This is a genomic window from Achromobacter sp. AONIH1, from assembly GCF_002902905.1.
Classification (GTDB): domain Bacteria; phylum Pseudomonadota; class Gammaproteobacteria; order Burkholderiales; family Burkholderiaceae_B; genus Achromobacter.
Window position 1 is genome coordinate 1228212 of record NZ_CP026124.1, and the last position, 23164, is coordinate 1251375.

At 68.6% G+C, this 23164-nt stretch carries 19 protein-coding genes; 4 read left to right on the forward strand and 15 right to left on the reverse strand.

From position 1 onward, the window contains the following. Positions 1–106: 106 nt before the first annotated feature. Positions 107–976 (reverse strand): LysR substrate-binding domain-containing protein, encoded by an 870-nt coding sequence (locus tag C2U31_RS05680; protein WP_103271949.1) that lies wholly within the window; start codon positions 974–976, stop codon positions 107–109. A gap of 166 nt (positions 977–1142) precedes the next feature. On the opposite strand from C2U31_RS05680, the gene C2U31_RS05685 reads away from it, so the two are divergent. Continuing rightward, positions 1143–2057: a DMT family transporter gene (locus C2U31_RS05685; protein WP_103271950.1), complete on the forward strand. Its 915-nt coding sequence runs from the start codon at positions 1143–1145 to the stop codon at positions 2055–2057. A gap of 400 nt (positions 2058–2457) precedes the next feature. Beyond that, positions 2458–2934 carry a bacterioferritin gene (bfr, locus tag C2U31_RS05690; RefSeq protein WP_103271951.1) on the forward strand — a complete coding sequence of 159 codons (477 nt, stop codon included), beginning with the start codon at positions 2458–2460 and terminating at the stop codon, positions 2932–2934. Between the two features lie 114 nt (positions 2935–3048). On the opposite strand, the gene C2U31_RS05695 is transcribed toward bfr, so the two are convergent. The 4 genes from C2U31_RS05695 to C2U31_RS05710 all read right to left on the reverse strand — a co-directional run bounded on the left by C2U31_RS05695 (position 3049) and on the right by C2U31_RS05710 (position 7717). Continuing rightward, the gene (locus C2U31_RS05695; protein WP_103271952.1) at positions 3049–3735 is read right to left on the reverse strand and encodes a hypothetical protein; all 687 of its coding nucleotides are present in this window, start codon (positions 3733–3735) and stop codon (positions 3049–3051) included. Between the two features lie 37 nt (positions 3736–3772). Continuing rightward, positions 3773–5380, reverse strand: a complete 1608-nt coding sequence (locus tag C2U31_RS05700) for a peptide chain release factor 3 (protein ID WP_103271953.1) — start codon at positions 5378–5380, stop codon at positions 3773–3775. 108 nt (positions 5381–5488) lie between these two features. Next, positions 5489–6118, reverse strand: a complete 630-nt coding sequence (locus tag C2U31_RS05705) for a LysE family translocator (protein ID WP_103271954.1) — start codon at positions 6116–6118, stop codon at positions 5489–5491. 51 nt (positions 6119–6169) lie between these two features. Continuing rightward, positions 6170–7717, reverse strand: coding sequence for a DEAD/DEAH box helicase (locus C2U31_RS05710; RefSeq protein WP_199770957.1), 1548 nt, complete (start codon positions 7715–7717; stop codon positions 6170–6172). Between the two features lie 302 nt (positions 7718–8019). Between C2U31_RS05710 and C2U31_RS05715 the strand changes: the two genes are divergently transcribed. Then, positions 8020–9489 carry a YdgA family protein gene (locus C2U31_RS05715; protein WP_103271956.1) on the forward strand — a complete coding sequence of 490 codons (1470 nt, stop codon included), beginning with the start codon at positions 8020–8022 and terminating at the stop codon, positions 9487–9489. 114 nt (positions 9490–9603) lie between these two features. Here C2U31_RS05715 and C2U31_RS05720 read toward each other — a convergent pair whose 3' ends face one another. The 8 genes from C2U31_RS05720 to C2U31_RS05755 form a co-directional block, all read right to left on the reverse strand. After that, positions 9604–10812: an amidohydrolase family protein gene (locus C2U31_RS05720; RefSeq protein ID WP_103271957.1), complete on the reverse strand. Its 1209-nt coding sequence runs from the start codon at positions 10810–10812 to the stop codon at positions 9604–9606. Between the two features lie 30 nt (positions 10813–10842). After that, complete coding sequence (locus tag C2U31_RS05725; protein ID WP_103271958.1) at positions 10843–12570, reverse strand: ABC transporter ATP-binding protein; 1728 nt, start codon at positions 12568–12570, stop codon at positions 10843–10845. Between the two features lie 7 nt (positions 12571–12577). Next, positions 12578–13504 (reverse strand): ABC transporter permease, encoded by a 927-nt coding sequence (locus C2U31_RS05730; RefSeq protein ID WP_103271959.1) that lies wholly within the window; start codon positions 13502–13504, stop codon positions 12578–12580. Between the two features lie 33 nt (positions 13505–13537). Then, positions 13538–14509, reverse strand: a complete 972-nt coding sequence (locus tag C2U31_RS05735) for an ABC transporter permease (RefSeq protein ID WP_103271960.1) — start codon at positions 14507–14509, stop codon at positions 13538–13540. Between the two features lie 89 nt (positions 14510–14598). After that, positions 14599–16206, reverse strand: a complete 1608-nt coding sequence (locus C2U31_RS05740) for an ABC transporter substrate-binding protein (protein ID WP_103271961.1) — start codon at positions 16204–16206, stop codon at positions 14599–14601. A gap of 361 nt (positions 16207–16567) precedes the next feature. Next, positions 16568–17956: a GTPase/DUF3482 domain-containing protein gene (locus tag C2U31_RS05745; RefSeq protein ID WP_103271962.1), complete on the reverse strand. Its 1389-nt coding sequence runs from the start codon at positions 17954–17956 to the stop codon at positions 16568–16570. After that, complete coding sequence (locus tag C2U31_RS05750; protein WP_103271963.1) at positions 17949–19355, reverse strand: DUF2868 domain-containing protein; 1407 nt, start codon at positions 19353–19355, stop codon at positions 17949–17951. The genes C2U31_RS05745 and C2U31_RS05750 overlap by 8 nt, the downstream gene beginning before the upstream one ends. Positions 19356–19435: 80 nt before the next feature. Continuing rightward, positions 19436–20326 carry a helix-turn-helix domain-containing protein gene (locus C2U31_RS05755; RefSeq protein WP_103271964.1) on the reverse strand — a complete coding sequence of 297 codons (891 nt, stop codon included), beginning with the start codon at positions 20324–20326 and terminating at the stop codon, positions 19436–19438. Between the two features lie 161 nt (positions 20327–20487). On the opposite strand from C2U31_RS05755, the gene C2U31_RS05760 reads away from it, so the two are divergent. Further along, positions 20488–21381 (forward strand): DMT family transporter, encoded by an 894-nt coding sequence (locus tag C2U31_RS05760; RefSeq protein WP_199770958.1) that lies wholly within the window; start codon positions 20488–20490, stop codon positions 21379–21381. A gap of 6 nt (positions 21382–21387) precedes the next feature. Here the strand turns inward: C2U31_RS05760 and C2U31_RS05765 are convergent, their stop codons facing one another. Together C2U31_RS05765 and C2U31_RS05770 are read right to left on the reverse strand one after the other, a co-directional pair. Then, the gene (locus C2U31_RS05765; protein WP_103271965.1) at positions 21388–22599 is read right to left on the reverse strand and encodes an aminotransferase class V-fold PLP-dependent enzyme; all 1212 of its coding nucleotides are present in this window, start codon (positions 22597–22599) and stop codon (positions 21388–21390) included. An 83-nt stretch (positions 22600–22682) separates the two neighbouring features. Beyond that, positions 22683–23156: a RidA family protein gene (locus C2U31_RS05770; RefSeq protein WP_103271966.1), complete on the reverse strand. Its 474-nt coding sequence runs from the start codon at positions 23154–23156 to the stop codon at positions 22683–22685. Positions 23157–23164: the final 8 nt, after the last annotated feature.

Below are 23164 nucleotides of genomic sequence, written 5' to 3' on the forward strand. Positions count from 1 at the left end.
TTTTCGCGTCTTTGTCTGCGCGGTTCCTTCCACACACAGGCGGCCTGTGTCCTTTCCACGCCTGGCGGCTTGCGGCCGTTGGGCCGTCCGGCGGAGCCGTTCCCGTTCAGGATGAGGGCTGGCGCCACTGCGCTGCGCAGAACGCCTGCACCGTCTGCGCCACCTGGCGCGCCGGCTCGCGCGCCGCGCGGCCCAGGCAGAGCGCGAGTTCGGTGGGCGGCGCCGGCGGCAGATGCTCGTCCACGATGCGCAGGTTGGGCGCCAGACAGCGGCGCTCCAGCAGCGCGACGCCCAGGCCGCCGGCCAGCGCCGCCTGCAGGCCCAGCAGGTTGGGGCTTTCATAGGCGATGCGCCAGCGCCGGCCCGCCGCTTCCAGCGCATGGATGGCGCGGTTGCGGTAGATGCAGCCTTGCGGAAACGCCACCAGCGGCACGGGCTCGACATCGGGCAGCGGCAAGGCGCTGGCGGCGATCCAATGCAGGTGCTCCGGCCACGCGGCCAGGGCCGCGCCCGTGTCCATTCCGGCGCCGGGCTCGCGCTTGAGCAGCGCCACATCCAGATCGCCGCGCTCCAGGCTGCGCGTCAGCGCGGCGCTGAGATCGCAGCGCACTGACAGGCGCAGCGTCGGCCGTTCGCGCACGTAGGCCGCCAGGAGCGCGGTCAAGGCTTCGGGCGCGAAATCGTCCGGGATGCCCAGGCGCACCACGTCCACGCGCTGGCGGCCGCTGACAGCCTCGCGCACCTCGGTGGACAGCGCCAGCATGCGGCGGGCATAGCCCAGCAGCCGCTCGCCGTCTTCGGTCAGCTGGACCTGGCGGCCGTCGCGGATGAACAGCGCACACTCCAGCGCCTCTTCCAACTTGCGGATCTGCTGGCTGACGGTGGACTGGCTGCGGTGCACGCGTTCGCCGGCGCGCGTGAAGCCGCCGGCGTCGACGACGGAAACGAAGCTGTGCAGTAGATCGAGATCGAGCATGGCGGGGCCTGGAAAGCAGTCGTGCAGCCTGGACAGGCGGCGGGTTTATCCATTCGATTATCGAATACTTTTAATCTGAATAAAGCATTTGTCAATGGATGGGGCGGCGCGCAAAATGGCCGCCAGCCTGTCGCCAAAGCGGCGGCGCCCTCTCTCCGGGACTCGCATGAAAACCCCCTCGCTCGCCGTCGCATCTCCCGCTCGCGCCGATTCTCCAGCCGCTGTCGCCTGGTTGCCCATCGCCGCGTTTTGCCTGTTGTGGAGTTCGGCGTTCGCCGCCGCCAAGATCGCGGTGCGCGACTGTCCGCCGATGACCCTGCTGGCGTTTCGTTTCCTGATCGCCGGCGCGCTGATGCTGGGCGTGGCCGCGGCCAGCGGCCGCTGGCGCTGGCCGAGCCGGCGCGACGTCGCCGCGCTGGCGCTGCTGGGCCTGCTGAACAACGCCCTGTATCTGGGTTTGAGCTGGTCGGGCATGACGCGGGTGTCATCCGCGTTCACCGCGGTGCTGATCAGCACCAATCCGCTGCTGATCGGCGTGCTGGCCGGGCCGGTGCTGGGCGAGCGGTTGAGCTGGCGCAAGCTGCTGGGCCTGCTGCTGGGGCTGGCCGGCGTGGCCGTGGTGCTGCGTTCGCGGTTGAGCGGCATGCAGGAAGACGCGCACGGCACCTTGCTCGTGGTTGGCGGACTGATCGCGCTGGTGGCGGGCACGCTGCTGTACAAGCGCCTGAAGCCGTCCGCGGACTTGTGGATGGCCACCGGCATCCAGTCGCTGGCCGGCGCGGCCGCGATGATGCCGATCGCGCTGGTCGTCGATGACCTGGGCGCGGCGCGCATGACGGCCAGTCTGTTCTGGAGCATGGCCTACATGATCGTGGCCGTGTCGATTGGCGGTTATTACTTGTGGTTCATGATTCTTGGCCGCGCCAGCGCCACCGCCGCCAGCGCGCTGCACTTCCTGATGCCGCCGCTGGGCTTGCTGTTCGGCTGGCTGGTGTTGAGCGAGCCGGTGTCGTGGCTGGACCTGCTGGGCATCGTGCCGATCGCATTCGGCATCTGGCTGGCCACGCGGCGCGCCGATTGAGTCCGCGATATCCATCGAGTCGATGCGTGATGGTGGCGCGCGCGCTCATGCGGTCGTAGATATGCAACAGCGCGGAGCACGCGTCGCACGCGGGTTTTTCAGCGAGGCGGCGTGCGATCCGCGCTGCGCTTGACGTGCATCAAGGCGCACAATCGGGCGGTATGGCCGCTTCCAGGCCGCATGAAGTCTGCGTAGTGCGTGCAAGGCATCGCTCACGCAAACTCATTCTCATTATCCTGTCGCTTTCATGTTGCGCTTGCAAAGCCGTTTACCAAATGCAGAGCAAGGCTAGGCGCGGCCCCGCGCCGGATGTTAGTCTGCCGGGGTTGCGTACGCGCGGCATCGCGCGTCTTCCTGTCGCGATGTGCTCGCATCGCGCCTGACTGCAAGGAGTCTCATCATGAAAGGCGATAAAACCGTCATCCAGCATCTCAACAAGCAGCTGACCAACGAGCTGACGGCCATCAACCAGTATTTCCTGCATGCGCGCATGCTGAACCACTGGGGCTTCGACAAGCTGGGCAAGCACGAATACGAAGAGTCGATCGGCGAGATGAAGCATGCCGACCGCCTGATCGCGCGCATCTTCATGCTCGACGGCCTGCCCAACCTGCAGGACCTGCACAAGCTGCTGATCGGCGAAGACGTGCCGGAACTGCTGGCCTGTGACCTCAAGCTGGAGCAAGGCGCGCAAGCCACGGTCAAGGAAGCCATCGCGTATTGCGAATCGGTGCGCGACTATGTGTCGCGCGATCTGTTCCAGGACATCCTGGACGACACCGAAGAGCACATCGACTATCTGGAAACCCAGATCGACCTGATCGACAAGGTCGGCCTGCAGAACTACCTGCAGAGCCAGATGTCGGTGCCGGAATAACGGTTGCCGGCCTGGCGGCGGTCACAGGATCGCCGGCCAAGACAAAGGCGCCCCGAGGGGCGCCTTTGTCTTGGTACGCGGCCAGAGTGCCGCGTCGATAGCGTTGCGATCGCGTTACTGCGGACGGGCCGGGCATTCGGCCATCGTGCCCCAGGCGCGGTTCGGCGCACAGTACTTGTTGCGCGCGGCCCAGGAACACGAGGGGCGCTCGAAGAAGCCCTGCGTGGCGCAATGCGCCAGCTCGCGCTTGAGCGCGTCCTGCCAGCCGGGAGCACCGGGTGCCTGGGCGGTGTTCGGGGGCGGCGGCGCGGGCATCATCTGGCCGGAGCCGTAGCCGCCGGCCTGGACCTGGCCCTGCCCCGCGCCGCCGTTGACGGCGGTCGAGGTGCCAGGCGCCTGCAGATCCAGCGTGCTGACGTCGGACGTGCCCGTGGGCAGCGGCACCTGCTGCGAGGCCGCGGCGATTTCGCGCGCCTGGTCGGCCGAGATGCGCTCGCGCGACAGCTTGACGTTGGGATCGCTGACGGAATCGAACAGCGACACGGTGTTGATGGCCCACTCGCGGTCGGCCGGCTTGTCGGGCACGCCCAGCGTGCCGTCGATGCGCGGCTGCGGTGGCTGCGCCACATAGGGACGCCCGTTGGCGTCCAGCACCGGTTGCTGGCCGTCGGCCCCATCCTGGCCGGGCGCGGGCGCGGCGACCGGGGCATGCGCCACCAGCCAGTCGCCAAGTTGAATTCCGCCCCAGGCCGACGCGCCCAGCGCGACCAGCAGCGTTGCGAACAAAAAACGCCAAGACATTGCTAAACCTCTTCTGCCGTGCGGAACCCGGACGGGTCTACGCCTTGTCTCCGAAAACCTTGCCGCCGTGCTCGCGCATGGCGTGGAATTTCACATCCGGATACAGTTCCTCGGCCACGCGCAGCTGCGCGGGCGAACCGATCAAAAACGCCGCCGCATCGACCACATCATAGGCGATATGGGCAGCATTGGCATCCATGAACTTGCGCAGCGCCTTGGGGTTGTCGGACGTGATCCAGCGCGCCATCGTGTAGCGCGAAGGCAGCATGCGGGCGTCCACGCCGTACTCGGTCTTGAGCCGGTGCGCCACCACTTCGAACTGCAGCTGGCCGACCGCGCCCAGCAGCAGCGAGCCGCCGGCCGCCTCGGGACGGAACACCTGGATGGCGCCTTCCTCGCCCAGCTGCGTGAGGCCGGTGCGCAATTGCTTGGTGCGCAGCGGATCCTTCACTTCGACCGCCTGGAACAGCTCGGGCGCGAAGAACGGCAGCCCGGTGAACTGCAGGGTTTCGCCTTCGGTCAGCACGTCGCCGAGTTGCAGCACGCCGTGGTTGGGGATGCCGATGACGTCGCCGGCATAAGCCTCGTCCAGCAGCTCGCGCCGCTGCGACAGGAACGACACCACGTTGTTGGGCCGCATTTCCTTGTTGGTGCGCGCCACCTTCAGGCGCATGCCGCGCTCGAAGCGGCCGGAGCTCACGCGCACGAAGGCGACGCGGTCGCGGTGCGCGGGGTCCATGTTGGCCTGCACCTTGAACACCACGCCGGTGAACTTGGGTTCCTCGGGCTGCACCTCGCGCTGCAGCGCGGTGCGCGGGCCGGGCGGCGGGGCCTGCTCGACCAGCGCGTCCAGCACTTCCTGCACGCCGAAGTTGTTGATGGCCGAGCCGAAGAACACTGGGGTCTGCTTGCCGGCCAGGAACTGCGCGCGGTCGAAGGCGGGCGCGGCTTCGTTGATCAGCTCGATCTCGCCGCTGGCCTGTTCGAAGGCCGAGCCGAAGCGGCGGCCGATCTCGGGATTGGACAGGCCCTCGATGAAGTCGTCGTTGTCAGAGCGGCGCTCCTGGCCGGCGCGGAACACGCGCATGCGGTCGCGGCGGATGTCGAACACGCCGCCGAAGGCCTTGCCCATGCCCACCGGCCACGAGAACGGCACCGCATCCATGCCCAGGTGCCCTTCGATCTCGGACAGCAGTTCGAGCGGCTCGCGCACTTCGCGGTCCATCTTGTTGATGAAGGTGATGATGGGCGTGTTGCGCGCGCGGCAGACCTGCAGCAGCCGGATGGTCTGCGGCTCCACGCCGTTGGCGGCGTCGATCACCATGAGCGCGGCGTCCACGGCGGTCAGCACGCGATAGGTGTCTTCCGAGAAGTCCTGGTGGCCCGGGGTGTCGAGCAGGTTGATGACGCAGTCGCGGTATTCCATCTGCATCACCGACGAGGCCACCGAGATGCCGCGCTGCTTTTCGATTTCCATCCAGTCGGAGGACGCGTGGCGCGAGGCCTTGCGGGCCTTGACGCTGCCGGCGATCTGGATCGCGCCCGCGAACAGCAGCAGCTTTTCGGTCAGCGTGGTCTTGCCCGCGTCGGGGTGGGAAATGATGGCGAACGTCCGGCGTCGCGCGACTTCTTGTTGAATGCTCATGATCGGTGGAATATTCGGGCGCCGTGTTTCAGGTCCGGCGCGGTCCTGCTGCGTGCAAAAAAGCGCGGGGCTCGCGCCGGGAAGGCGGCGAGCCCCGTTCGGTCGGGTTCAGGAATGGCGGCGGAACGAGGCGAGGAACACGCCTGCCAGGATGAACAGCGACCCGAAGGTCCGGTTCATCCAGCGGATGTGCTTGGCGTCGCGCAGCAGACGCAGCACGCGGGCCGCCAGCAGCGTGTACACGCCCATCGCCACCAAGTCGGTGAAGGCCAGCGTGCCGGCCAGCGCCGCGTACTGCGCCACCATCGGCAGCGCCGGATCGACGAACTGCGGCACCACGGCCAGCAGGAACACCGTGCCCTTGGGATTCATGGTGTTGATCAGGAAGCCGCGCATGACCAGCTCGCGGATCGACGCCTGCCTGGGATCGCCGGCGTCGACCGCGACCGGCGCGGCGTCGGTGCGGATCTGGCGCACGCCCAGGTAGATCAGGTAGGCCACGCCCAGGTACTTGACCACGTTGAAGGCCATCTCCGAGGTGGCCAGCACCGCGCCCAGGCCGACGGCCACGACCACGAACTGGAACAGGATGCCCATGATCAGGCCGGCCGTGTTCCAGTAGCCGCGCGCGAAGCCGTACTTCAGCCCGGAGGACATGGCCGAGATCGCGCCCGCGCCGGGCGAGAACGAAATGGCCCAGGAGGCCAGGAAAAACGTCAACCAGGTCGATAAGGGCATGATGCGCGCGGGTCCGTGGGTCGCTGTCTGGGTGGGGGCTATCCGCAGATATTACTTGCTTAGCAGCGCGGCCCGCGGCGATCCGCCGGGACGGCCGCCGTTGCCCGCCGGGCGCGCGGCGCCCTCGGGACGGCGGTGGTTCTGCGGTTGCTGCGGGCGGCCTTCGTTGCGGCCGGCGTGGGCCGGACGGTCGGACGGCTTGCGCTCGCCATCGCGCGGGGCGTGGCCGCGGCCGTCGCCGCCGGCGCGGGCCGGGGCGGGGGCGCGGTTGCCCGAGGGCGCGCGCGGCGCGGCGCCGGCCGGGCGCTGCTGGCCGCGGCCGCCGCCATTGCCACCGCGATCGCCACGGTCGCCGCCGCGATCACCGCCACGGCCGTTGCGCTGGCCGCCGCGAGGCTGGCGCGAGTCTTCGTCGCGTTCCTGGCGCTCGAACGAGGCCGCGGTCGTGGCGGGCGGGGTCCAGCCTTCGACCGGCTTGCGGTCGATGGTCTTCTTGATCAGGCGCTCGATGTCGCGCAGCAGCTTGATTTCGCTGTTGTCGACCAGCGAGACCGCCGCGCCGGTGGCGCCGGCGCGGCCGGTGCGGCCGATGCGGTGCACGTAGTCTTCGGGCACGTTGGGCAGTTCGAAGTTCACGACCTGCGGCAGCTGGTCGATGTCCAGGCCGCGGGCGGCGATGTCGGTGGCCACCAGCACCGTGACCGTGCCTTCCTTGAAGCCGGCCAGCGCGCGGGTGCGGGCCGACTGGCTCTTGTTGCCGTGGATGGCGGCGGCGGTCAGGCCGTCCTTGACCAGCTTTTCGGCCAGGCGGTTGGCGCCGTGCTTGGTGCGCGTGAACACCAGCACCTGGTGCCAGCCGCTTTCGCGGATGATGTGGCTGATCAGGTCGCGCTTGTGGTGCTGTTCGACCAGGTGCACGGTCTGCGTGACCAGTTCGGTGGCGGTGTTGCGCGGGGTGACCGAGACTTCGCCCGGGTTGTTCAGCACGCCGCGCGCCAACGAGCGGATCTCGTCCGAGAAGGTGGCCGAGAACAGCAGGTTCTGGCGCTTCTGCGGCAGCAGCGCCAGGATCTTGCGGATGTCGCGGATGAAGCCCATGTCCAGCATGCGGTCGGCTTCGTCCAGCACCAGGATTTCGACGCCCGACAGGTCGATGGTGCGCTGGCCGCAGTGGTCCAGCAGGCGGCCGGGCGTGGCCACCAGGATGTCCAGCGGCTTCTTCAGCGCGCTGATCTGCGGATTGATGTTGACGCCGCCGAACATCACCATGGACGACAGCGCGGTGTGCTTGCCGTAGGTCTGCACCGATTCGGCCACCTGCGCGGTCAGTTCGCGCGTGGGCGTCAGGATCAGGCAGCGCGGGCGGCCCGGCTTGCGCTGGGCGGGCTTGGTCTGCGACAGCAGGTGCAGGATGGGCAGGGTGAAGCCGGCGGTCTTGCCGGTGCCGGTCTGGGCGGCGGCGAGCAGGTCGCCGCCCTTCAGGACCTGCGGAATGGCCTGGGCCTGGATGGGGGTGGGCGCGGTGTAGCCGGTCTCGGCGATGGCGCGCAACAGGGAATCAGCCAGCCCGAGGTCGGCGAAATTAGAAGAGGCAGTCAAAACAACTCCAGCGGCAGCCCGTCGCTCAAGTTGAGAGACTCCAATCCAGGCGTACGAATAAGGAGAAAAGGGAAGCGCCCTTGCAGGGCGAAGCCAGGCGGCGAAGGGCCCGGCGAACGTGCGCAGATTGGCAAAGCGCACGGCGGGATTGTAGCCGATGTGGCAGCCGGGCATGGGCGCGCCGGGGTGTCCTGGTATAACCAGGTAACAAATTGCACGACCTATCTACGAAATAAGTACATTCCCTAGGTCACACTCCCTATAATCCGTGCGCTTTCATCCATTTGAAAATAAGGATTGCTATGAAAAAGGCGGCAATTGCAGGCATCGTCGTGGCGCTGGGCGCGGTTTGGACCGGTTCTGCCTGGTACACGGGCAAGAAGGCCGAAACCTTCGTCAAGCAACTGATTCAGGATGGCAACGTCGATCTGCAGAAGCTCGGCGAGCGCACCGGCATCACGCCCTCGATCGAGCTGATCTCGTTCGAGCGCGGCGTGTTCTCGTCGACCGAGCGCTTTCGCGTCAAGTTCTCGATCCCGGCCAAGGACGGCAAGCCCGGCCATGACGGCGAGATCGAGTTCGTCGAATACCTGGACCACGGCCCCTTCCCGCTGTCGAACCTGAGCCGTGGCAAGCTGGCTCCGGCCATGGTCGCCAGCCGCTTCCAGCTCGTGGAAACGCCTTCGGTCAAGGAATGGTTCGCCGCCGCCAAGGGCTCGGTGCCGCTGTCGGGCTCGTACAGCGTCAGCTATGGCAAGAATGTCGACGGCAAGTTCGACCTGGCCGCCGTCGAATTCGCCAAGGATGCGAACAGCCTGAAGTTCTCGGGCATGAAGGGCGATATCGAGGTCAACACCGGCACCAAGCACGCCGTCTTCAACGCGCAGTCGGACAGCCTGGTCATCGCCGGCAAGTCCGACGACAGCGATATCACCAGCATGGCGCTGCAGGGCCTGACGATCGCCGGCAACGGCGCGCCGGGCAAGAGCGACATGTACATGGGCAGCCAGAAGATCGGCTTCAAGGCCCTGACGATCAACTCGGCCACCCAGCCGCCCGTGATCGTCAAGGACACCTCGATGGCCATCGACACGAGCGAGGCCGACGCCGGCGTCAACGCCAAGGCCGTGCTCGACTTCGGCATGATCAATGTGCAGAACCAGGACGTCACCGGCGTCAAGTTCGCGCTGGACATGAAGAACCTGGATCCCAAGGCGCTCAAGGCCCTGAACGAAGTCTATGAAAAGGCCTCGCATCGCATGCTGCAGAGCGGCGGCGAGGAAAAGACGCCGCAGTTCACGCCCGAAGAGCAGCAGATCCTGAAGGACAACGTCCAGCTGCTGCTGGCCGGCAACCCCAGCCTGTCGGTGGCGCCGCTGCAACTGCGCACCGCCAACGGCGCGTCGACCTTCAACCTGGATCTGAACCTGGCCAAGCCGGCATCGCTGGACGCGCCCTTCCCGGACGTGGCCATGCAGACCGTGCGCAAGCTGGACGCCAAGGTCGTGCTGTCCAAGGCCAGCCTGGCCGACCTGATGGCCTTCAAGGCCCAGCAGGACGGCGCGCCGGCCGACCAGGCCCTCAAGACCGCCAAGGGCCAGGCCGACATGGTCGGCACCATGGCGGGCGCCATGGGCCTGGCCAAGGTCGAGAACGACAACGTCGTTTCCTACCTGAACTACGCCGACGGTCAGGTCGATTTCAACGGCAAGAAGATGCCGCTGGAACAGTTCCTGATGATGGCCATGGGTGGCTTCATGGGCAAGCGCTAAGCGCGCCCTGCCGGCCCCGCGAGGCCGGCGTCGCAATATTACGGGCTGATGCGCCTTGCGCGCATCGGCCCGTTTTTCATTGGCGCCCGCCAGCGTGGCGCATCGGGGCGGACCTTATCCGGGCAGCGCGCCCGCCTGGACCACGCCGCCCTGCAGCACCGCCACATGGAAGCGCTTGTCGGCCGCCTTCATGATGTCCTCGGTCGGGTCGCCTTGCACCAGCAGCAGGTCGGCGGCGTTGCCGTCCTGGATGGCGCCGTGCCCATCCATGCCCATCAGGTCGTGCCCGCGCGAGGTGCCCGCGACCAGCGCGTCCACCGGCGTCATGCCGAACTCGACCATGTAGGCCAGCTCCATGGCGTTCTCGCCATGCAGGTTGAACGGCGTGCCCGCGTCGGTGCCCATGGCGATGCGGCCGCCGGCCTTGTAGTACATCTGGATGGACTCGCGGTGGCGCTGCTCGACGGCGCGGGCCTTTTCCACCGCGTAGGCGGGAATGCCGTTGTCGGCATTGGCCACGATGTTGCGCACGGCGGCGATGGTGGGCACCAGGTAGGTCCGGGCCTCCAGCATTTCGCGCAGGCATTCCTCGTCCATGAAGATGCCGTGCTCGATGGAGTCGATGCCGGCGCGCACGGCGTTCAGGATGCCCTCCGTGCCCTGCGCATGGCTGGCCGTGCTCTTGCGAAAGCGCTTGGCCTCGTGCACGCCGGCCTTCATCTCGGCGAAGCTGTAGTGCGCGTCCATGGGGCTGACGCCCGGCGTCATGACGCCGCCGGTGGCCATGATCTTCACCAGGTCGCAGCCGGCGTGGACCTGCTCGCGCACGGCCTTCACCACTTCCTCGCAGCCGTCGGCCACGCGGCCGATGCGGTTGCCGTGGCCGCCGGTCATGCAGATGATGCGGCCGGACGCCCTGATCGCCGGACCGGGGAAGACGCCGCGCGCGATGGCGTCGCGCACGCCGAATTCCAGGTAGTCCTTGCCGCCGCAGTCTCGCAGCGCGGTGACGCCGCCACGCAGGCTGGCCTGCGCATTCTCCAGCGCGGTCAGCGTGATCTGCGCCGGGCCCTGCTTGTTCATCTGCGCGTTGGGGTCGGGGCCGCCGGTGTAGACCAGGTGCACGTGACAGTCCGCCAGGCTGGGCATCAGCGTCATGCCGGCGGTGTCGACCTTGCGGCCGGCATAGCCTTCGAACTCGGCCGCCGGCGCCACGCGCGCGATGCGGCCGTCCTGCACCAGCACGCCGTGTCCGGCCAGGGTCTTGCCCAATCCATCGAATACCAGGCCGCCGATGAACAGGGTTTGCTGCGAGGTGCTCATGTCTCGTTCCTTGGTTCTGTGCATGCGGCCCTAGCCGGCCACGTCCAGCCCCTCGCGGGACATGGATTGCAGGCGCGGCATCAGGCCCAGCAGGTGTTGGCTGTAAGGGTGTTGCGGGCGATCGAACAGGGTTTCCGTGTCCGCCACTTCCAGCAGTTCGCCATGGCGCATCACGCCGACGCGGTCGCACATCTGGCGGATCACGGGCAGGTCGTGGCTGATGAACAGCATGGTCAGGCCGAGCTGTTCCTGCAGGTCCTTGAGCAGGTTCAGGATCTGCGCCTGGATGGACACGTCCAGCGCCGAGGTGGGCTCGTCGCAGATCAGGAAGCGCGGACGCGTGGCCAGGGCGCGCGCGATGCAGATGCGCTGGCGCTGGCCGCCGGAGAATTCGTGCGGATAGCGCTGGGCCGCGCGCTCGCCCAGGCCCACCACATCGAGCAGGTCGGCGACGATGCGACGCGCCTGCGCCTCGCTGTCGGCCAGCCGGTGGAAGCGGATGGGCTCGGCGATGATGTCCAGCACGCGCATGCGCGGATTCAGCGAGGAATACGGATCCTGGAAGATCATCTGGATCTGGCGGCGGAAGGGATTGAGCTGCTTCTCGCCCTTGAGCGCGGTCAGGTCGGTGCCGCCGAAGTGCACCGATCCGGCCGACGGCGTATATAGCCCGGAGATCAGCCGCGCGACCGTGGACTTGCCCGAACCGGATTCGCCCACCAGGCCGAAGACCTCGCCCTCGCCGATGGCGAAGCCGACGTTCTTGACCGCGTCCAGCGTGCGCTGGTTGCGTTTCAGGAACGCGTTCTTGAGCACGAAGCGCATGCCCAGGCCGCGCACGTCGACCAGCGGACCGTCGCCGCGCCCGCCGAAGTCGCGCCGCTGGCCCAGCCAGTGGGTGGCGATGTCCAGCGGCTGCGCCGGCGTCTTCACGTCCTCGATGTAGGTGACCAGCGGAAAGCGCTTGAGCTTGATGTCGGGCCGGGGCACGGCCGAGATCAGGCTGCGGGTGTAGGGATGATCGGGGTCGCCCAGGATCTTGGCGGTGGCGCCCTCTTCGACCAGCTTGCCGCGATACAGCACCGCCACGCGGTCGGTCACGTCGGCGATCACGCCCATGTCGTGCGTGATGATGATCATGCCGACCTGCTCTTCGCGGCACAGCTTGCGCAGCAGCTCCAGGATCTGCGCCTGGATGGACACGTCCAGCGCCGTGGTCGGCTCGTCGGCGATGATGACTTCCGGCTCGCAGCACAACGCCAGCGCGATCACCACGCGCTGCCGCATGCCGCCGGAGAACTGGTGCGGATACTGCTTGGCGCGCAATTCGGGCTTGTCGATGCCGACCTGCGCCAGCAATTGCACGGCGCGCTTGGCGGCCTCGGCCTGGGACAGGTCCAGGTGCACCTGCATGGTTTCCACCAGCTGGCTTTCCACGGTCTGCAGCGGATCCAGCGAGGTCAGCGGATCCTGGAAGATCATGCCGATGCGCCGGCCGCGCACGCGGCGCTGCTGCGCCGGCGTCAGCGTGTCGATGCGTTCGCCGTTGAGCAACACCTGGCCGCCGGCCAGCCGGCCGGGCGCTTCCAGCAGGCCGATCACGGCGTTGCCGATGGTGGACTTGCCGGCGCCGGATTCGCCCACCACGCCCAGGATCTCGCCTTTCTCCAGGCTCAGGGACACGCCGTCCACCGCCACCATGGTGCCGCGGCGGCTGGGAAATTCGATGCGGATGTCGTCGATGTTCAACAGGGCCATGATGTTCTCAGCGCAGCTTCGGATTGAGCGCGTCGCGCAGCCAGTCGCCCAGCAGGTTGACGGACAGCACCAGCGCCACCAGCACGATGCCGGGGAAGATGGAGATCCACCACATGCCCGAGAACAGGTAGCTGTTGCCGATGCGGATCAAGGTGCCCAGCGACGGCGCGGTCGGCGGCACGCCCACGCCCAGGAAGGACAGCGTGGCCTCGGTGATGATGGCCACGGCCAGGTGGATGGTGGCGATGACCAGCACCGGCCCCATCACGTTGGGCAGGATGTGGCGGCGCAGGATGGTGACGGGGCCGATGCCGATCAGGCGGGCGGCCTGCACGTATTCCTTGTTGCGCTCGACCAGCGTGGAGCCGCGCACGGTGCGCGCGTACTGCACCCAGCCGGAGGTGCCGATGGCGAAGATCAATACGTACATCGCCAGCTCGTCGTGCATGTCGCGCGGCAGCAGCCCGCGCGCCACGCCGTCGATCAGCAGCGCCACCAGGATGGCGGGAAAGGACAGCTGCACGTCGGCGATGCGCATGATGAAGCTGTCCACGCGTCCGCCCGCGTAGCCGCTGATCAGGCCCAGCGTGACGCCCAGCACCATCGAGAACGCGACCGAGGCCAGGCCCACCAGCAGCGACACGCGCGAGCCGTAGAGCAGGGCCGAGAAGATGTCGCGGCCCTGGTCGTCGGTGCCGAGCACGAAGGCCGCGCTGCCGCCCTCTTCCCAGGACGGCGGCGTATTGGCGTCGATGATGAGCACCTGGCCCGGGTCGAAGGGATTCTGCGGCGCGATCAGCGGCGCGAACACCGCGCCGAGCACGATCAGCAGCGTGACGAGGGCGCCGATGACGGCGGCGGGCGAGCGCTTGAAGCTGTACCAGAGGTCGCTGTCGGCGGCGCGCGCGAAGAAGGGGGCGATGCGGGCGGTCATGCGGATTCCTTTACGTTCGTCCTGGAAGGTGCCTTACTTGCTCTGCACGCGCAGGCGCGGATCCACCGCGAAATACAGCAGGTCGACGATCAGGTTGATGACCACGAACATGAATGCGATCAGCACCAGGTAGGCCGCCATGACGGGGATGTCCACCGTGCTGATGGCCTGGATGAACAGCAGGCCCATGCCGGGCCACTGGAACACGGTCTCGGTGATGATGGCGAAGGCGATGATGGAGCCCAGCTGCAGGCCGGTGATGGTGATGACCGGCACCATGGTGTTCTTGAGCGCATGGCGGAAATTGATCAGCCGCTCCGGCAGGCCGCGGGCGCGCGCGAACTTGATGAAGTCGGCGCGCAGCACCTCAAGCATCTCGGCGCGCACCAGCCGCATGATCAGCGTCATCTGGAACAGCGCCAGCGTGATGGCGGGCATGATCAGCGCCAGCAGGCCGGACTTGGTCAGGAAGCCCGTAGTCCACCAGCCCAGTCCGACCACATCGCCGCGCCCGAAGCTGGGCAGCCAGCGCAACTGCACGCCGAAGAACAGGATCAGCAGGATCCCGATCAGGAAGGTGGGCAGCGAGATGCCGGCCAGCGAGATGGCCATGAAGGCCTTGGACAGCACGCCGTGGCGCTTGAGCGCGGTGTAGATGCCCATGGGAATGCCCAGCGCCAGCGCCATGACGGCGGACACGAAGGACAGTTCCAGCGTGGCGGGCAGGCGTTCTTCCAGCAGTTCGCTGACGGGGCGGCGGTGGCGGTACGAGGTGCCGAAATCGCCGCGCGCGGCGTTGGCCACGAAGCGCGCGTACTGCACCACGAAGGGATCGTTCAGGCCCAGCTGCTCGCGCAGTTGTTCACGTTGTTCCGCCGTGGTGTCCTGGCCCACCATGGTGGCCAGGGGGTCGCCCACGTAGCGGAACATGGCGAAGGCGATCAGCGCCACGGTGAGCATGACCAGCAGCGACTGGAAGAGTCGTTGCGCGATGAAGGAAAGCATGGGGTGTGGCCCTCAAGAAAGCCGGCGGCGGGGGCGGCCGTATCGCGATCCGGGCGGTCGAGGCCGCCCGGCAAAGGCTGCGCCCGGGATCAGGGCAGCACGACGTCGCGCAGGTCGAGCACGTCGTCGGCGCGCTGGATGACCTTGATGTTGTCCTTCACGCCCCAGGACATGGGCTGCTGGTGCAGCGGCAGGTAGCCGTACTCGGCGCGCACGATGCCGAAGGCTTCCTTGATCATCGCGTTGCGCTTGGCCTGGTCGGTCTCGGTGCCGATCTGGGTGATCAGCTCGTCGACCTTCTTGTTGCAATAGCCGCCCAGGTTGAACTGGCCCGAGGCGGTCTTGGCGTCGCGGCAGCCGGCCAGGTTCAGCAGCGCGTTGTGCGCGTCGGTGGAGCTGGGCGTCCAGCCGAGCATGTACATGCTGGTCTGGTTGCCAGCCTGCAGCAGGATCTTGCCGAAGTACTTGGACTTGGTCTGCGCCAGCAGGTTGACCTTGATGCCCACGCGCGTCAGCATGCCGGCCACGGCCTGGCAGATCTTTTCGTCGTTGACGTAGCGATCGTTGGGGCAGTCCATGGTGACGGAGAAGCCCTTGGGATAGCCGGCCTCGGCCAGCAGCTTCTTGGCGCGCTCGGGATCCGGCTTGTACGGCGCGCCGTAGGACTCGTCATAGCCGTTGATCGAGGTGGCGACCAGCGAGCCCAGCGGCTTGGCCGCGCCGCGCATGATCTTGTCGTTGATGATCTTGGTGTCCACGGCCAGCACCACGGCCTCGCGCACCTTCGGATCCTTGAAGGGGTTCTTGCCCTTCACGTCCGAGAACAGCAGCTCGTCGCGGCTCTGGTCCATGCCGATGAAGATGGCGCGGGCCTCGGGCGCGGTCAGCGGCTTGACGCCCTTGGCGTCTTCCAGGCGCTTCCAGTCCTGCACCGGCACCGGCTGCACCAGGTCCATCTCGCCCGAGATCAGCGCGGCCACGCGCGTGGCTTCCTGCGTGATGGGTTGGAAGATGACCTCGTCGATATTGGTCTTGATGTTCTTGTTCCAGTAGCCGTCATAGCGCTTGAGCACGGTCTTCACGTCGGGCTGGCGCTCGGCCAGCATGAAGGGGCCGGTGCCGTTGGCGTGCAGGTTGGCGTAGTTGCCCTGGTTGTCGCCCTTGATGTTGGTGGCCTCGGTGGTCTTGTTCTTCTCGGACCACGTCTTGCTCATGATGTACAGGAAGGCCCATTCGCGCGGCAGGATGGGGTTGGGCGCGGGCGTGGTGACTTCGACGGTGTAGTCGTCGATCTTCTTGATGTCCGACGCCTTGGCGCCGTAGCCCTTCATGTCGGAGCCGGGCGTCAGGCTGCGCTTCCATGTGAAGATCACGTCATCGGCGGTGAAGGGCGAACCGTCGTGGAATTTCACGCCCTTGCGCAGCTTGAAGATCCATTTGGTGGGCTCGGGGTTTTCCCAGCTTTCGGCCAGCAGCGGCGTCAGCTTCAGCTCGCCGTCGTAGCCGGCCAGCGTTTCGTAGATGTTGCCCTGGAAGCCCAGCGTGAAGGTCTCGTTCAGCGCCATCGGGTCCATGGACGAGGCATCGCCCTGGTACGACCAGTGGAAGGTCTTGGCCGCGGCGCCGGCGCTGAAGGCCAGCGAGGCGACCAGGGCCGCCGTCAGCGCAGCCTGTTTGAAAGCGGGGAAAGTACGCATAGCCCTGATGCTCCGTGTGGTGCGCGGATCGCGCGGCAGAGGAATGGGCCCCGACCCCTGGAGGAGTCCGGGGCATGGCGTTGCTGCTTACGACGAGACGGAATCGGGGAATGGACGCCACGCGGCGCGGCATGCGCGTCGGCCGGCGGGAGCCTTGATGACTATCACTGCGCAGGACTTCGGCTTCACGATGCACCCAACCCCATTTTGTGATTCATAGTCATGAGGGGGACGGACCCACGCCCATGCAGAAGGCATCTTATAGAGCCATTCTTTTAAGCGTCAATCGGTTTGGATTGGGGATAGTACGTGCTTGCCAGGGCGCATGAATGGTGCCTGAGCGCCAGGCGGGCGGCGGCTGTCAAGAGGTCGCGGGCGCGTCCGCGGACAGCGTGCGCGCCAGCTCGCGCAGCATGAGCTTGCGGCGTTCGCTGTCTTCATGCGCCTGGCCCAGCGCCGACCATTCGGGCCGGCTGCGCGCTTCTTTCAGCGCGGCGGGCAAGGCGCCCTTGCGCAGGTCCTCGCCATCATGCGGGACGATCCGGATGGGCGTGCGCGCCGCATGGCCGCGATGTTCGAGCGCGGCGATCAGCTCGCGCTGGCGCAGCGCCAGGAGGCGCAGCACGGCGTCGTCCACGCTGATCTCGCGCCAGCCGCGCAGCTTGCCCGCCACGCGCTTGCCGAGCTTTTCCACGCCCTGCCACAGCCCACCCGCGGCCGCGCCGATCAGCATGCCCGTGCCCAGGCTCAGGCCGGCGCTGAACAGGTCCACCGCCGCGCCGGCCATGGCGCCGGCGGCCGCGCCCATGCCCAGTTGTATGCCCATGTCCTTGAGCGCCTGAGGATGGAACAGGTCCATGCCCCAGCGCTCGCCCTGCAGCGGCAGCGCATCGGCGTCGATATCGGAAGGCCGGAAGTTGTACAGCGCCAGCAGCGCGGTGACGCAGGCCTGTTCGCGCTGGCGCGCCAACGCGCGCAGGCGTTCGGCCGCCGCCGCCAGCGCGTCGGCGTCATTGGGGCTGGACAGGCGCAGCGCGGCCACGTCGATCAGCAGGTCGGCCAGCAGCTCGAAGGCGGCGGCGCGGCGCTCCTGGCGCTGCCGCGCGAGCGCGTCGGACAGGCGCGTCAGCGCGGCGGCGTGGCGGTCCAGCAGCACGGCGAGTCGGGCGTACAGCTGCCGCTCGCCATCCAGCGCGGGCGCCACCGTGTCGAATTCCACCACCGCGTGCAGCCCCAGCCGGGCCAGCGCCGCGCGCCAGTCGGCGGCGCGATGCTGCGGCGCGTTGACGAAGTTCAGCACTGGCAGCAAGGGCCGGCCGCAGGCGGCCAGGATGTCGAGTTCGTCGCGGTGCTTGCCCAGCACCGGGTCGCGCGCGTCGATGACGTAGAGCGCCGCGTCGCAGTCCAGCATCTTGGCCAGCACGCGCGCTTCCTGTTCGTAGCGGCCGTGAGCTTCCGGCGTGTCCAGGAAGCGGCGCACGCGCGCCGGTCCGTCCAGCCGTTCGCCGGGCGCCTCCAGCCGCTCCAGGTATTCCAGCAGCGAGATGCTGTCTTCCATGCCGGGCGTGTCGAACCATTCCAGCGCGTCGCCGCCCTCGATGCGCAGGCGCGCGCCTTCGACGTGGCGCGTGGTGCCCGGGCTGTCGGCGACTTCGCCGAAGCGCGTGTCGCGCGTCAGCGTGCGCAGCAGCGAGGTCTTGCCGGTGTTGGTGTGTCCCACCACGGCGATGCGGATCAGGGAATCAGCCATGTCCGGTCTCCAGCCAGTCCAGCGCGTTGGCGGATGCCGCCAGCACGGCCTGCGCGGGCAGGCCCAGCGCCGCGAGCTGCGCGCGCCACAGCGGCGCGCGCGCCGGACCATCCTCGTGCGCGGGCAGCAGCAGCCAGACGCGCGTCTGCTGCGCGTGCGCGGCCAGTTCGGCGATCAGCGTGAGCGTGCCCCGGTCCGGCGTCTGGCGGGCGTCGCAGGCGATCAGGAGGCGCGAGGCGGCGGCGTCGGCCAGCGCGTCGAGGATGCGGCGGCGTTCCTCGCGCGTGTCGAGCCGGCCGGCGATCTGGATGCCGGCGGGCGTCGTGGCCGGCGGCCAGGGCAGGTCGGTGGGCAGTTCCAGCGCCAGCAGCACCGGACGGCCGTCCAGCCCGGCAGGCGCCGGCGCGGACAGGCGCGGCTCGTGCAGCGGGTCGACGGGGCGGTCCAGGCCGGTGGAGACCACGGAGGGTTCCAGCCGGTCGCGCAGCGCGGCGTGGCCGGGCAGCGCGGGGTCGATGCGCAGGCCGGCGAGCCTGCGCCGCAGCACGACCAGGCACAGCAGCGCGGCGGCCAGCCGGGGCAGCACGCCATAGACCACCACCACGCCGATCAGCCATAGCGACCATTGCACCTGGGCGGCGGCCGGCAAGGTCTGGACGCCGTCGCTGGCGAGCACCGTGGCGGCGTCGGGCAGCGGGAAGCCCGCCAGGCCCGGCAGCCAGCCGATCGCCTGGGTCAGCCAGACGAAGGTGTCCGGCGCGAGCAGCGTGGTGGCCCAGATGAAGCGGTAGCTGGCGGTGGACAGCACCGTCAACAGCGTCGCCAGCGCGGCGCACAACCCGGTCAGCCAGAGCAGGTGGCTGATCGAGCCGAACAGCCAGCGCAGCGCGCCGGCGCGCGCCAGCAGGTTGAGCAGGGCCTGGGGCGCCAGCGCCGTGTCCGGCCCGCGCGCGAGTTTGCGCGTGACCCACAGCCAGAGCCGTCCCAGGCCGGTGGCGGCGGCGGGTCGCAGGAGAAAGCTGGCCAGCCACAGCAGGAAGGTCAGCGCGTGCAGGCCCAGCAGGGCGCCCAGCGCCCACAGCACGTTGACGGGCCGCGCGCCGTCGCCCAGCGCGCCCAGGGCCAGGCCGATGCCGGAGAACAGCGCCAGCGCGAACAGCGCGGCCAGCAAGGCCAGGGCGCTGCGGGTCCAGCCCTGGAGCTGGGCGGGCAGTTGTTCGCGTTCGGCGAGCCGGTGGGCGCGGACCAGGATGCGGTCCGGCAGGCCGCCCTCGGCGCGGCGCGCGGCGCGCACGGCCTCGGCGTCTTCGAGCGGGCCCCAATGGGTTTCGCGCAGGCGGATGATCTCGGCGAGCCAGTACTCGCGCAGCGGGCGGCGGGAGGCGTCGTCCAGGGGCATGGGCAGGTTCGGACCAGGTTGCCACAGCGGCGCGGGGCCGCGGCGGGCGGTGCCCCATTGTAGGGGAGATGCGCGCCGGCTCAGCGTCCGGCGCGGGCGCCGCGGTACTGGCCCGGCGTGACGCCGGCTGCGTCGCGGAAGACCCGCGACAGATGGCTGGCGCTGCCGAACCCGCTGGCCTGCGCGATGCCGGCCAGGTCGCTCTTGCCGGCGGCCAGCAGGGCCTTGGCGCGCTCGATCCGGCGCGCGCGCACCCAGGCGTGCGGCGGTTCGCCGAAGGAGGTATGGAACATGCGTGCGAAGTGATAGGTGGACAGCGCCGCCACGCCAGCCAGCTCAGCCAACGTGAGCGGGGCGTCCAGGTGCGCGTCCACGTAGTCCATGACGCGCCGGCGCACGGCGGGGGCCAGGCCGCCGCGCGCGGGTTGCGGCGTCTTGCGCGACACGCCCTGGTGCAGCAGCTGGTGCAGCACGGTCTCGGCGGCGCTGCTGGCCGCCAGCCGTTCGTCGGGGCGGCTCCAGTCCGTGCCCAGCAGCGAGCGGCATACGTCGGTCAGCGAGTCGTCGTGGATATAGGTGCGGTCGCGCAGTTCCAGCGAGCGCGGCTCGCAGTCCAGCCGCATGACGGCTTCGCGGGCCAGGCGCTCCGGCGCGATGTACAGATGCAGGAAACGCACGTTGTCGTTCATGCTCCAGCGCGAGTAATGCTCGGCGGGCAGCACGCAGAACTTGCCCGCGCCGCCATGCAGCGAGTCCAGGCCGACGCGGAAGGATTTTTCGCCGCCGCGCAGGTATAGCGACAGGGTGTGGTGGCCGGGCATGTCGTAGCCCAGCGTTTCGCGGGCGCTGCGCGACCATTGCGAGATCGCCAGGCCCTCGCCGAGCGTGGCCGCGCGCTCCAGCGTCGCAGTGGAGCCGGACAGGGTGCGGAAGACGGAGAAATCGGCGGGTGCCGACGCGACGGTGCCCATGGAAATCACATGCTACTGCGATCGCGCGCTACGCGCGCGGGCGCGCGAGCAATAAGCGCAAGAAACGGCAATCGCGGCCGGGCCGGGCGGTGCAGACTACTGGCGAGCGGCGGCCTGCCGCCGGTTTTTATGTCCCCTATTTTATTGCCGCGTACCGCATCGTGAATCTCTTTCTGTATCTCCTTACCGTCATCATCTGGGGCACCACCTGGATCGCCATCAAGCTGCAACTCGGCGTGGTGGCGATTCCCGTGTCCATCTTCTACCGCTTCGCGCTGGCGGGCCTGGTGCTGTTCGCCGGCCTGCTGCTGCTGGGCAAGCTGCAGAAGCTGGACCGGCGCGGGCACCTGATGTGCCTGGGACAGGGCCTGTGCCTGTTCTGTTTGAACTTCCTGTGCTTCTACACCGCCACCCAATGGATCCCCAGCGGGCTGGTGTCGGTGGTGTTTTCCGCCGCCACGCTGTGGAACGCGTTGAATGCCCGCCTGTGGTTCGGCACCCGCGTCGCGCCGCGCGTGATGCTGGCCGGCGCGCTGGGCTTCACGGGCCTGGTGCTGTTGTTCTGGCCCGAACTGGCCAGCCAGCAGGCCAGCCACGAGACGCTGCTGGGCCTGGGCTTCGCGCTGCTGGGCACGTTCTGCTTTTCGACCGGCAACATGCTGTCCTCGCTGCAACAGCGCAACGGCATCCGGCCGTTGACCGGCAACGCCTACGGCATGCTGTACGGCGCGGCCATCCTGCTGGCGGGCTGCGTCGCGACCGGCCAGCCCTTCCGCTTCGACACGTCCGCGTCCTATGTGGGCGCCCTGCTCTATCTGGCGATACCGGGATCGGTGATCGGCTTCACGGCCTACCTGACGCTGGTGGGCCGCATGGGGCCGGCGCGGGCTGCCTATTGCACGGTGCTGTTCCCGGTGGTGGCGCTGTCGGTCTCGACCTATGCGGAAGGCTATCAGTGGACGATGCCGGCGCTGCTGGGGCTGGCCCTGGTGATGCTGGGCAATCTGCTGGTCTTCACCAAGTGGACGCCTTTCGCGCGCCGGGCGGTGGCCTGAGGCGCCTCAGCCCTGGCGCGGCAACTGGCGCAGCGCGTCCAGCAGGCGGCCGATCTCGTCCTGCGTGGTCAGGTAACTGACCGAGGCCCGCGCGATCTGCGCCAGCCCGCGCGCCGTCATGTCCAGCGGCGTGTAGCTCACGCCGTTGCTGCCGATGGTCACGCCCTGCGCGGCCAGCGCGCGCTGCACCGCCGGCGCGTCCAGGCCCGCCACATTGAACGACACCAGCCCCGATCGCTCGCGGCCCTGGTCCAGCACCGTGACGCCGGGCAGCGCGGCCAGTTCGGCGCGCAGGCCTTGGGCGATGGCGTCGACGCGGGCGCGGATCGCGTCCAGGCCGATGTCCAGCGCCTCGCGCAGCGCATTGGCCAGGCCGCAGCGCAGCGCCAGCGAGGCTTCCGCCGATTCCAGCCGCGCCGCGTCCGGTCGCAGCATGGGCGCGCCGTCGGGACCGAGCGGCGCACTGTGGGTGTCGACCCAGGCCGGCGTCAGCCTGGGCAGGAAATCGCGCCGCACGTACAGCAGTCCGGTGCCGCGCGGGCCGCGCAGCGCCTTGCGTCCGGCGCCGGCCAGCACGTCGCAGCCGACCTGCTCCACGTCGATGGGCAATTGGCCCACGGCCTGGGCCGCGTCCACGAAATAGGCGATGCCGTGTTCGCGCGCCACCGCGCCGATCGCGGCGGCGGGATTGATCAGGCCGCCGTTGGCGGGCAGCCAGGTCAGCGCGATCAGGCGCACGCGTTCGTCCAGCATGGCGCGCAGCGCCTCGGGATCGACGCAGCCGTCCTGGTCTGACGGAATGGTTTCCACGCGCGCGCCCGCGCGCTCGGCGATCAGCCGCATGCAGGCGAGATTGCCGCCCCATTCGTGCCGGCCCACCAGGATGCGGTCGCCGGGCTGCCACGGACTGGCCGTCGCGAACGCGGCAAAGGCCGCGCCCCAGCCGGGCGAATTGCCGCCGGTGAGCGCGATCTCGTCCGGTTGCGCATTGAACAGTCGCGCCGCCAGGGCGCGCGCCGTTTCGGTTTCCGCGCGCGCGGCCACGCCGGCTTCCATCGGGCCGCGTTCGGCTTCGCGCAGCAGGTGCGCGCGGATCGCGTCCAGCGTGCCGTTCGACGGCAGCGAGGACCCCGCATGGTTGAAATGGATGGCGCTGCGCGTGCCGGGAGTGGCGGCGCGCAGCGCTGCGACGTCGTGGTCGGTCAGGATCGAGGTCATGGCGGCGGATGATGAGACGGGCGCGGCGCGCCTCGGCCGGCGGGACCGCCCGGCGCGCGCCGCGCTTCAGGTGAGAGACGGACTCAGGCGGCCGTCAGCGCGACCACGGCTTCGATCTCGACGGCCACGCCTTGCGGCAGCGCGGCCACGCCGACGGCGCTGCGCGAGTGGCGGCCGGCGTCTCCGAACACCGCCACCATCAGGTCCGAGGCGCCGTTGGCGACGATGCTCTGGCGGCTGAAATCCGGCGCGCTGGCGACGAACACGCCCAGCTTCACCACGCGCGCCACGCGGTCCAGACGGTCGCCGGTGGCGGCGGCGATCTGCGACAGCACGCCCAGCGCCGACAGCCGGGCGGCCTCGACGCCGTCGGCCTCGGACACCGCGCCGCCGAGCTGGCCCAGATAGGCGGCCTGGCCGTTCTTGCGCGAGATCTGGCCCGAGATATAGAGCAGATTGCCTTCCTGCACGTAGGACACGTAGTTGGCGGCGGGGGCGGAGGCGGTTTCGAGCGTCAGGCCGAGTTCGGCGACGCGGGCGGAAATGGTGCGGGACATGGATTACC

What these genes read in the sequence shown, in the direction of transcription:
- C2U31_RS05700 (WP_103271953.1), bottom strand. Translation starts at nt 5,380, where the DNA reads ATGAGCATTCAACAAGAAGTCGCGCGACGCCGGACGTTCGCCATCATT.
- C2U31_RS05725 (WP_103271958.1), bottom strand. Translation starts at nt 12,570, where the DNA reads ATGGCCCTGTTGAACATCGACGACATCCGCATCGAATTTCCCAGCCGC.
- C2U31_RS05705 (WP_103271954.1), bottom strand. Translation starts at nt 6,118, where the DNA reads ATGCCCTTATCGACCTGGTTGACGTTTTTCCTGGCCTCCTGGGCCATT.
- C2U31_RS05730 (WP_103271959.1), bottom strand. Translation starts at nt 13,504, where the DNA reads ATGACCGCCCGCATCGCCCCCTTCTTCGCGCGCGCCGCCGACAGCGAC.
- bfr (WP_103271951.1), top strand. Translation starts at nt 2,458, where the DNA reads ATGAAAGGCGATAAAACCGTCATCCAGCATCTCAACAAGCAGCTGACC.
- C2U31_RS05765 (WP_103271965.1), bottom strand. Translation starts at nt 22,599, where the DNA reads ATGACCTCGATCCTGACCGACCACGACGTCGCAGCGCTGCGCGCCGCC.
- C2U31_RS05695 (WP_103271952.1), bottom strand. Translation starts at nt 3,735, where the DNA reads ATGTCTTGGCGTTTTTTGTTCGCAACGCTGCTGGTCGCGCTGGGCGCG.
- C2U31_RS05715 (WP_103271956.1), top strand. Translation starts at nt 8,020, where the DNA reads ATGAAAAAGGCGGCAATTGCAGGCATCGTCGTGGCGCTGGGCGCGGTT.
- C2U31_RS05750 (WP_103271963.1), bottom strand. Translation starts at nt 19,355, where the DNA reads ATGCCCCTGGACGACGCCTCCCGCCGCCCGCTGCGCGAGTACTGGCTC.
- C2U31_RS05680 (WP_103271949.1), bottom strand. Translation starts at nt 976, where the DNA reads ATGCTCGATCTCGATCTACTGCACAGCTTCGTTTCCGTCGTCGACGCC.
- C2U31_RS05740 (WP_103271961.1), bottom strand. Translation starts at nt 16,206, where the DNA reads ATGCGTACTTTCCCCGCTTTCAAACAGGCTGCGCTGACGGCGGCCCTG.
- C2U31_RS05745 (WP_103271962.1), bottom strand. Translation starts at nt 17,956, where the DNA reads ATGGCTGATTCCCTGATCCGCATCGCCGTGGTGGGACACACCAACACC.
- C2U31_RS05755 (WP_103271964.1), bottom strand. Translation starts at nt 20,326, where the DNA reads ATGGGCACCGTCGCGTCGGCACCCGCCGATTTCTCCGTCTTCCGCACC.
- C2U31_RS05735 (WP_103271960.1), bottom strand. Translation starts at nt 14,509, where the DNA reads ATGCTTTCCTTCATCGCGCAACGACTCTTCCAGTCGCTGCTGGTCATG.
- C2U31_RS05720 (WP_103271957.1), bottom strand. Translation starts at nt 10,812, where the DNA reads ATGAGCACCTCGCAGCAAACCCTGTTCATCGGCGGCCTGGTATTCGAT.
- C2U31_RS05685 (WP_103271950.1), top strand. Translation starts at nt 1,143, where the DNA reads ATGAAAACCCCCTCGCTCGCCGTCGCATCTCCCGCTCGCGCCGATTCT.
- C2U31_RS05770 (WP_103271966.1), bottom strand. Translation starts at nt 23,156, where the DNA reads ATGTCCCGCACCATTTCCGCCCGCGTCGCCGAACTCGGCCTGACGCTC.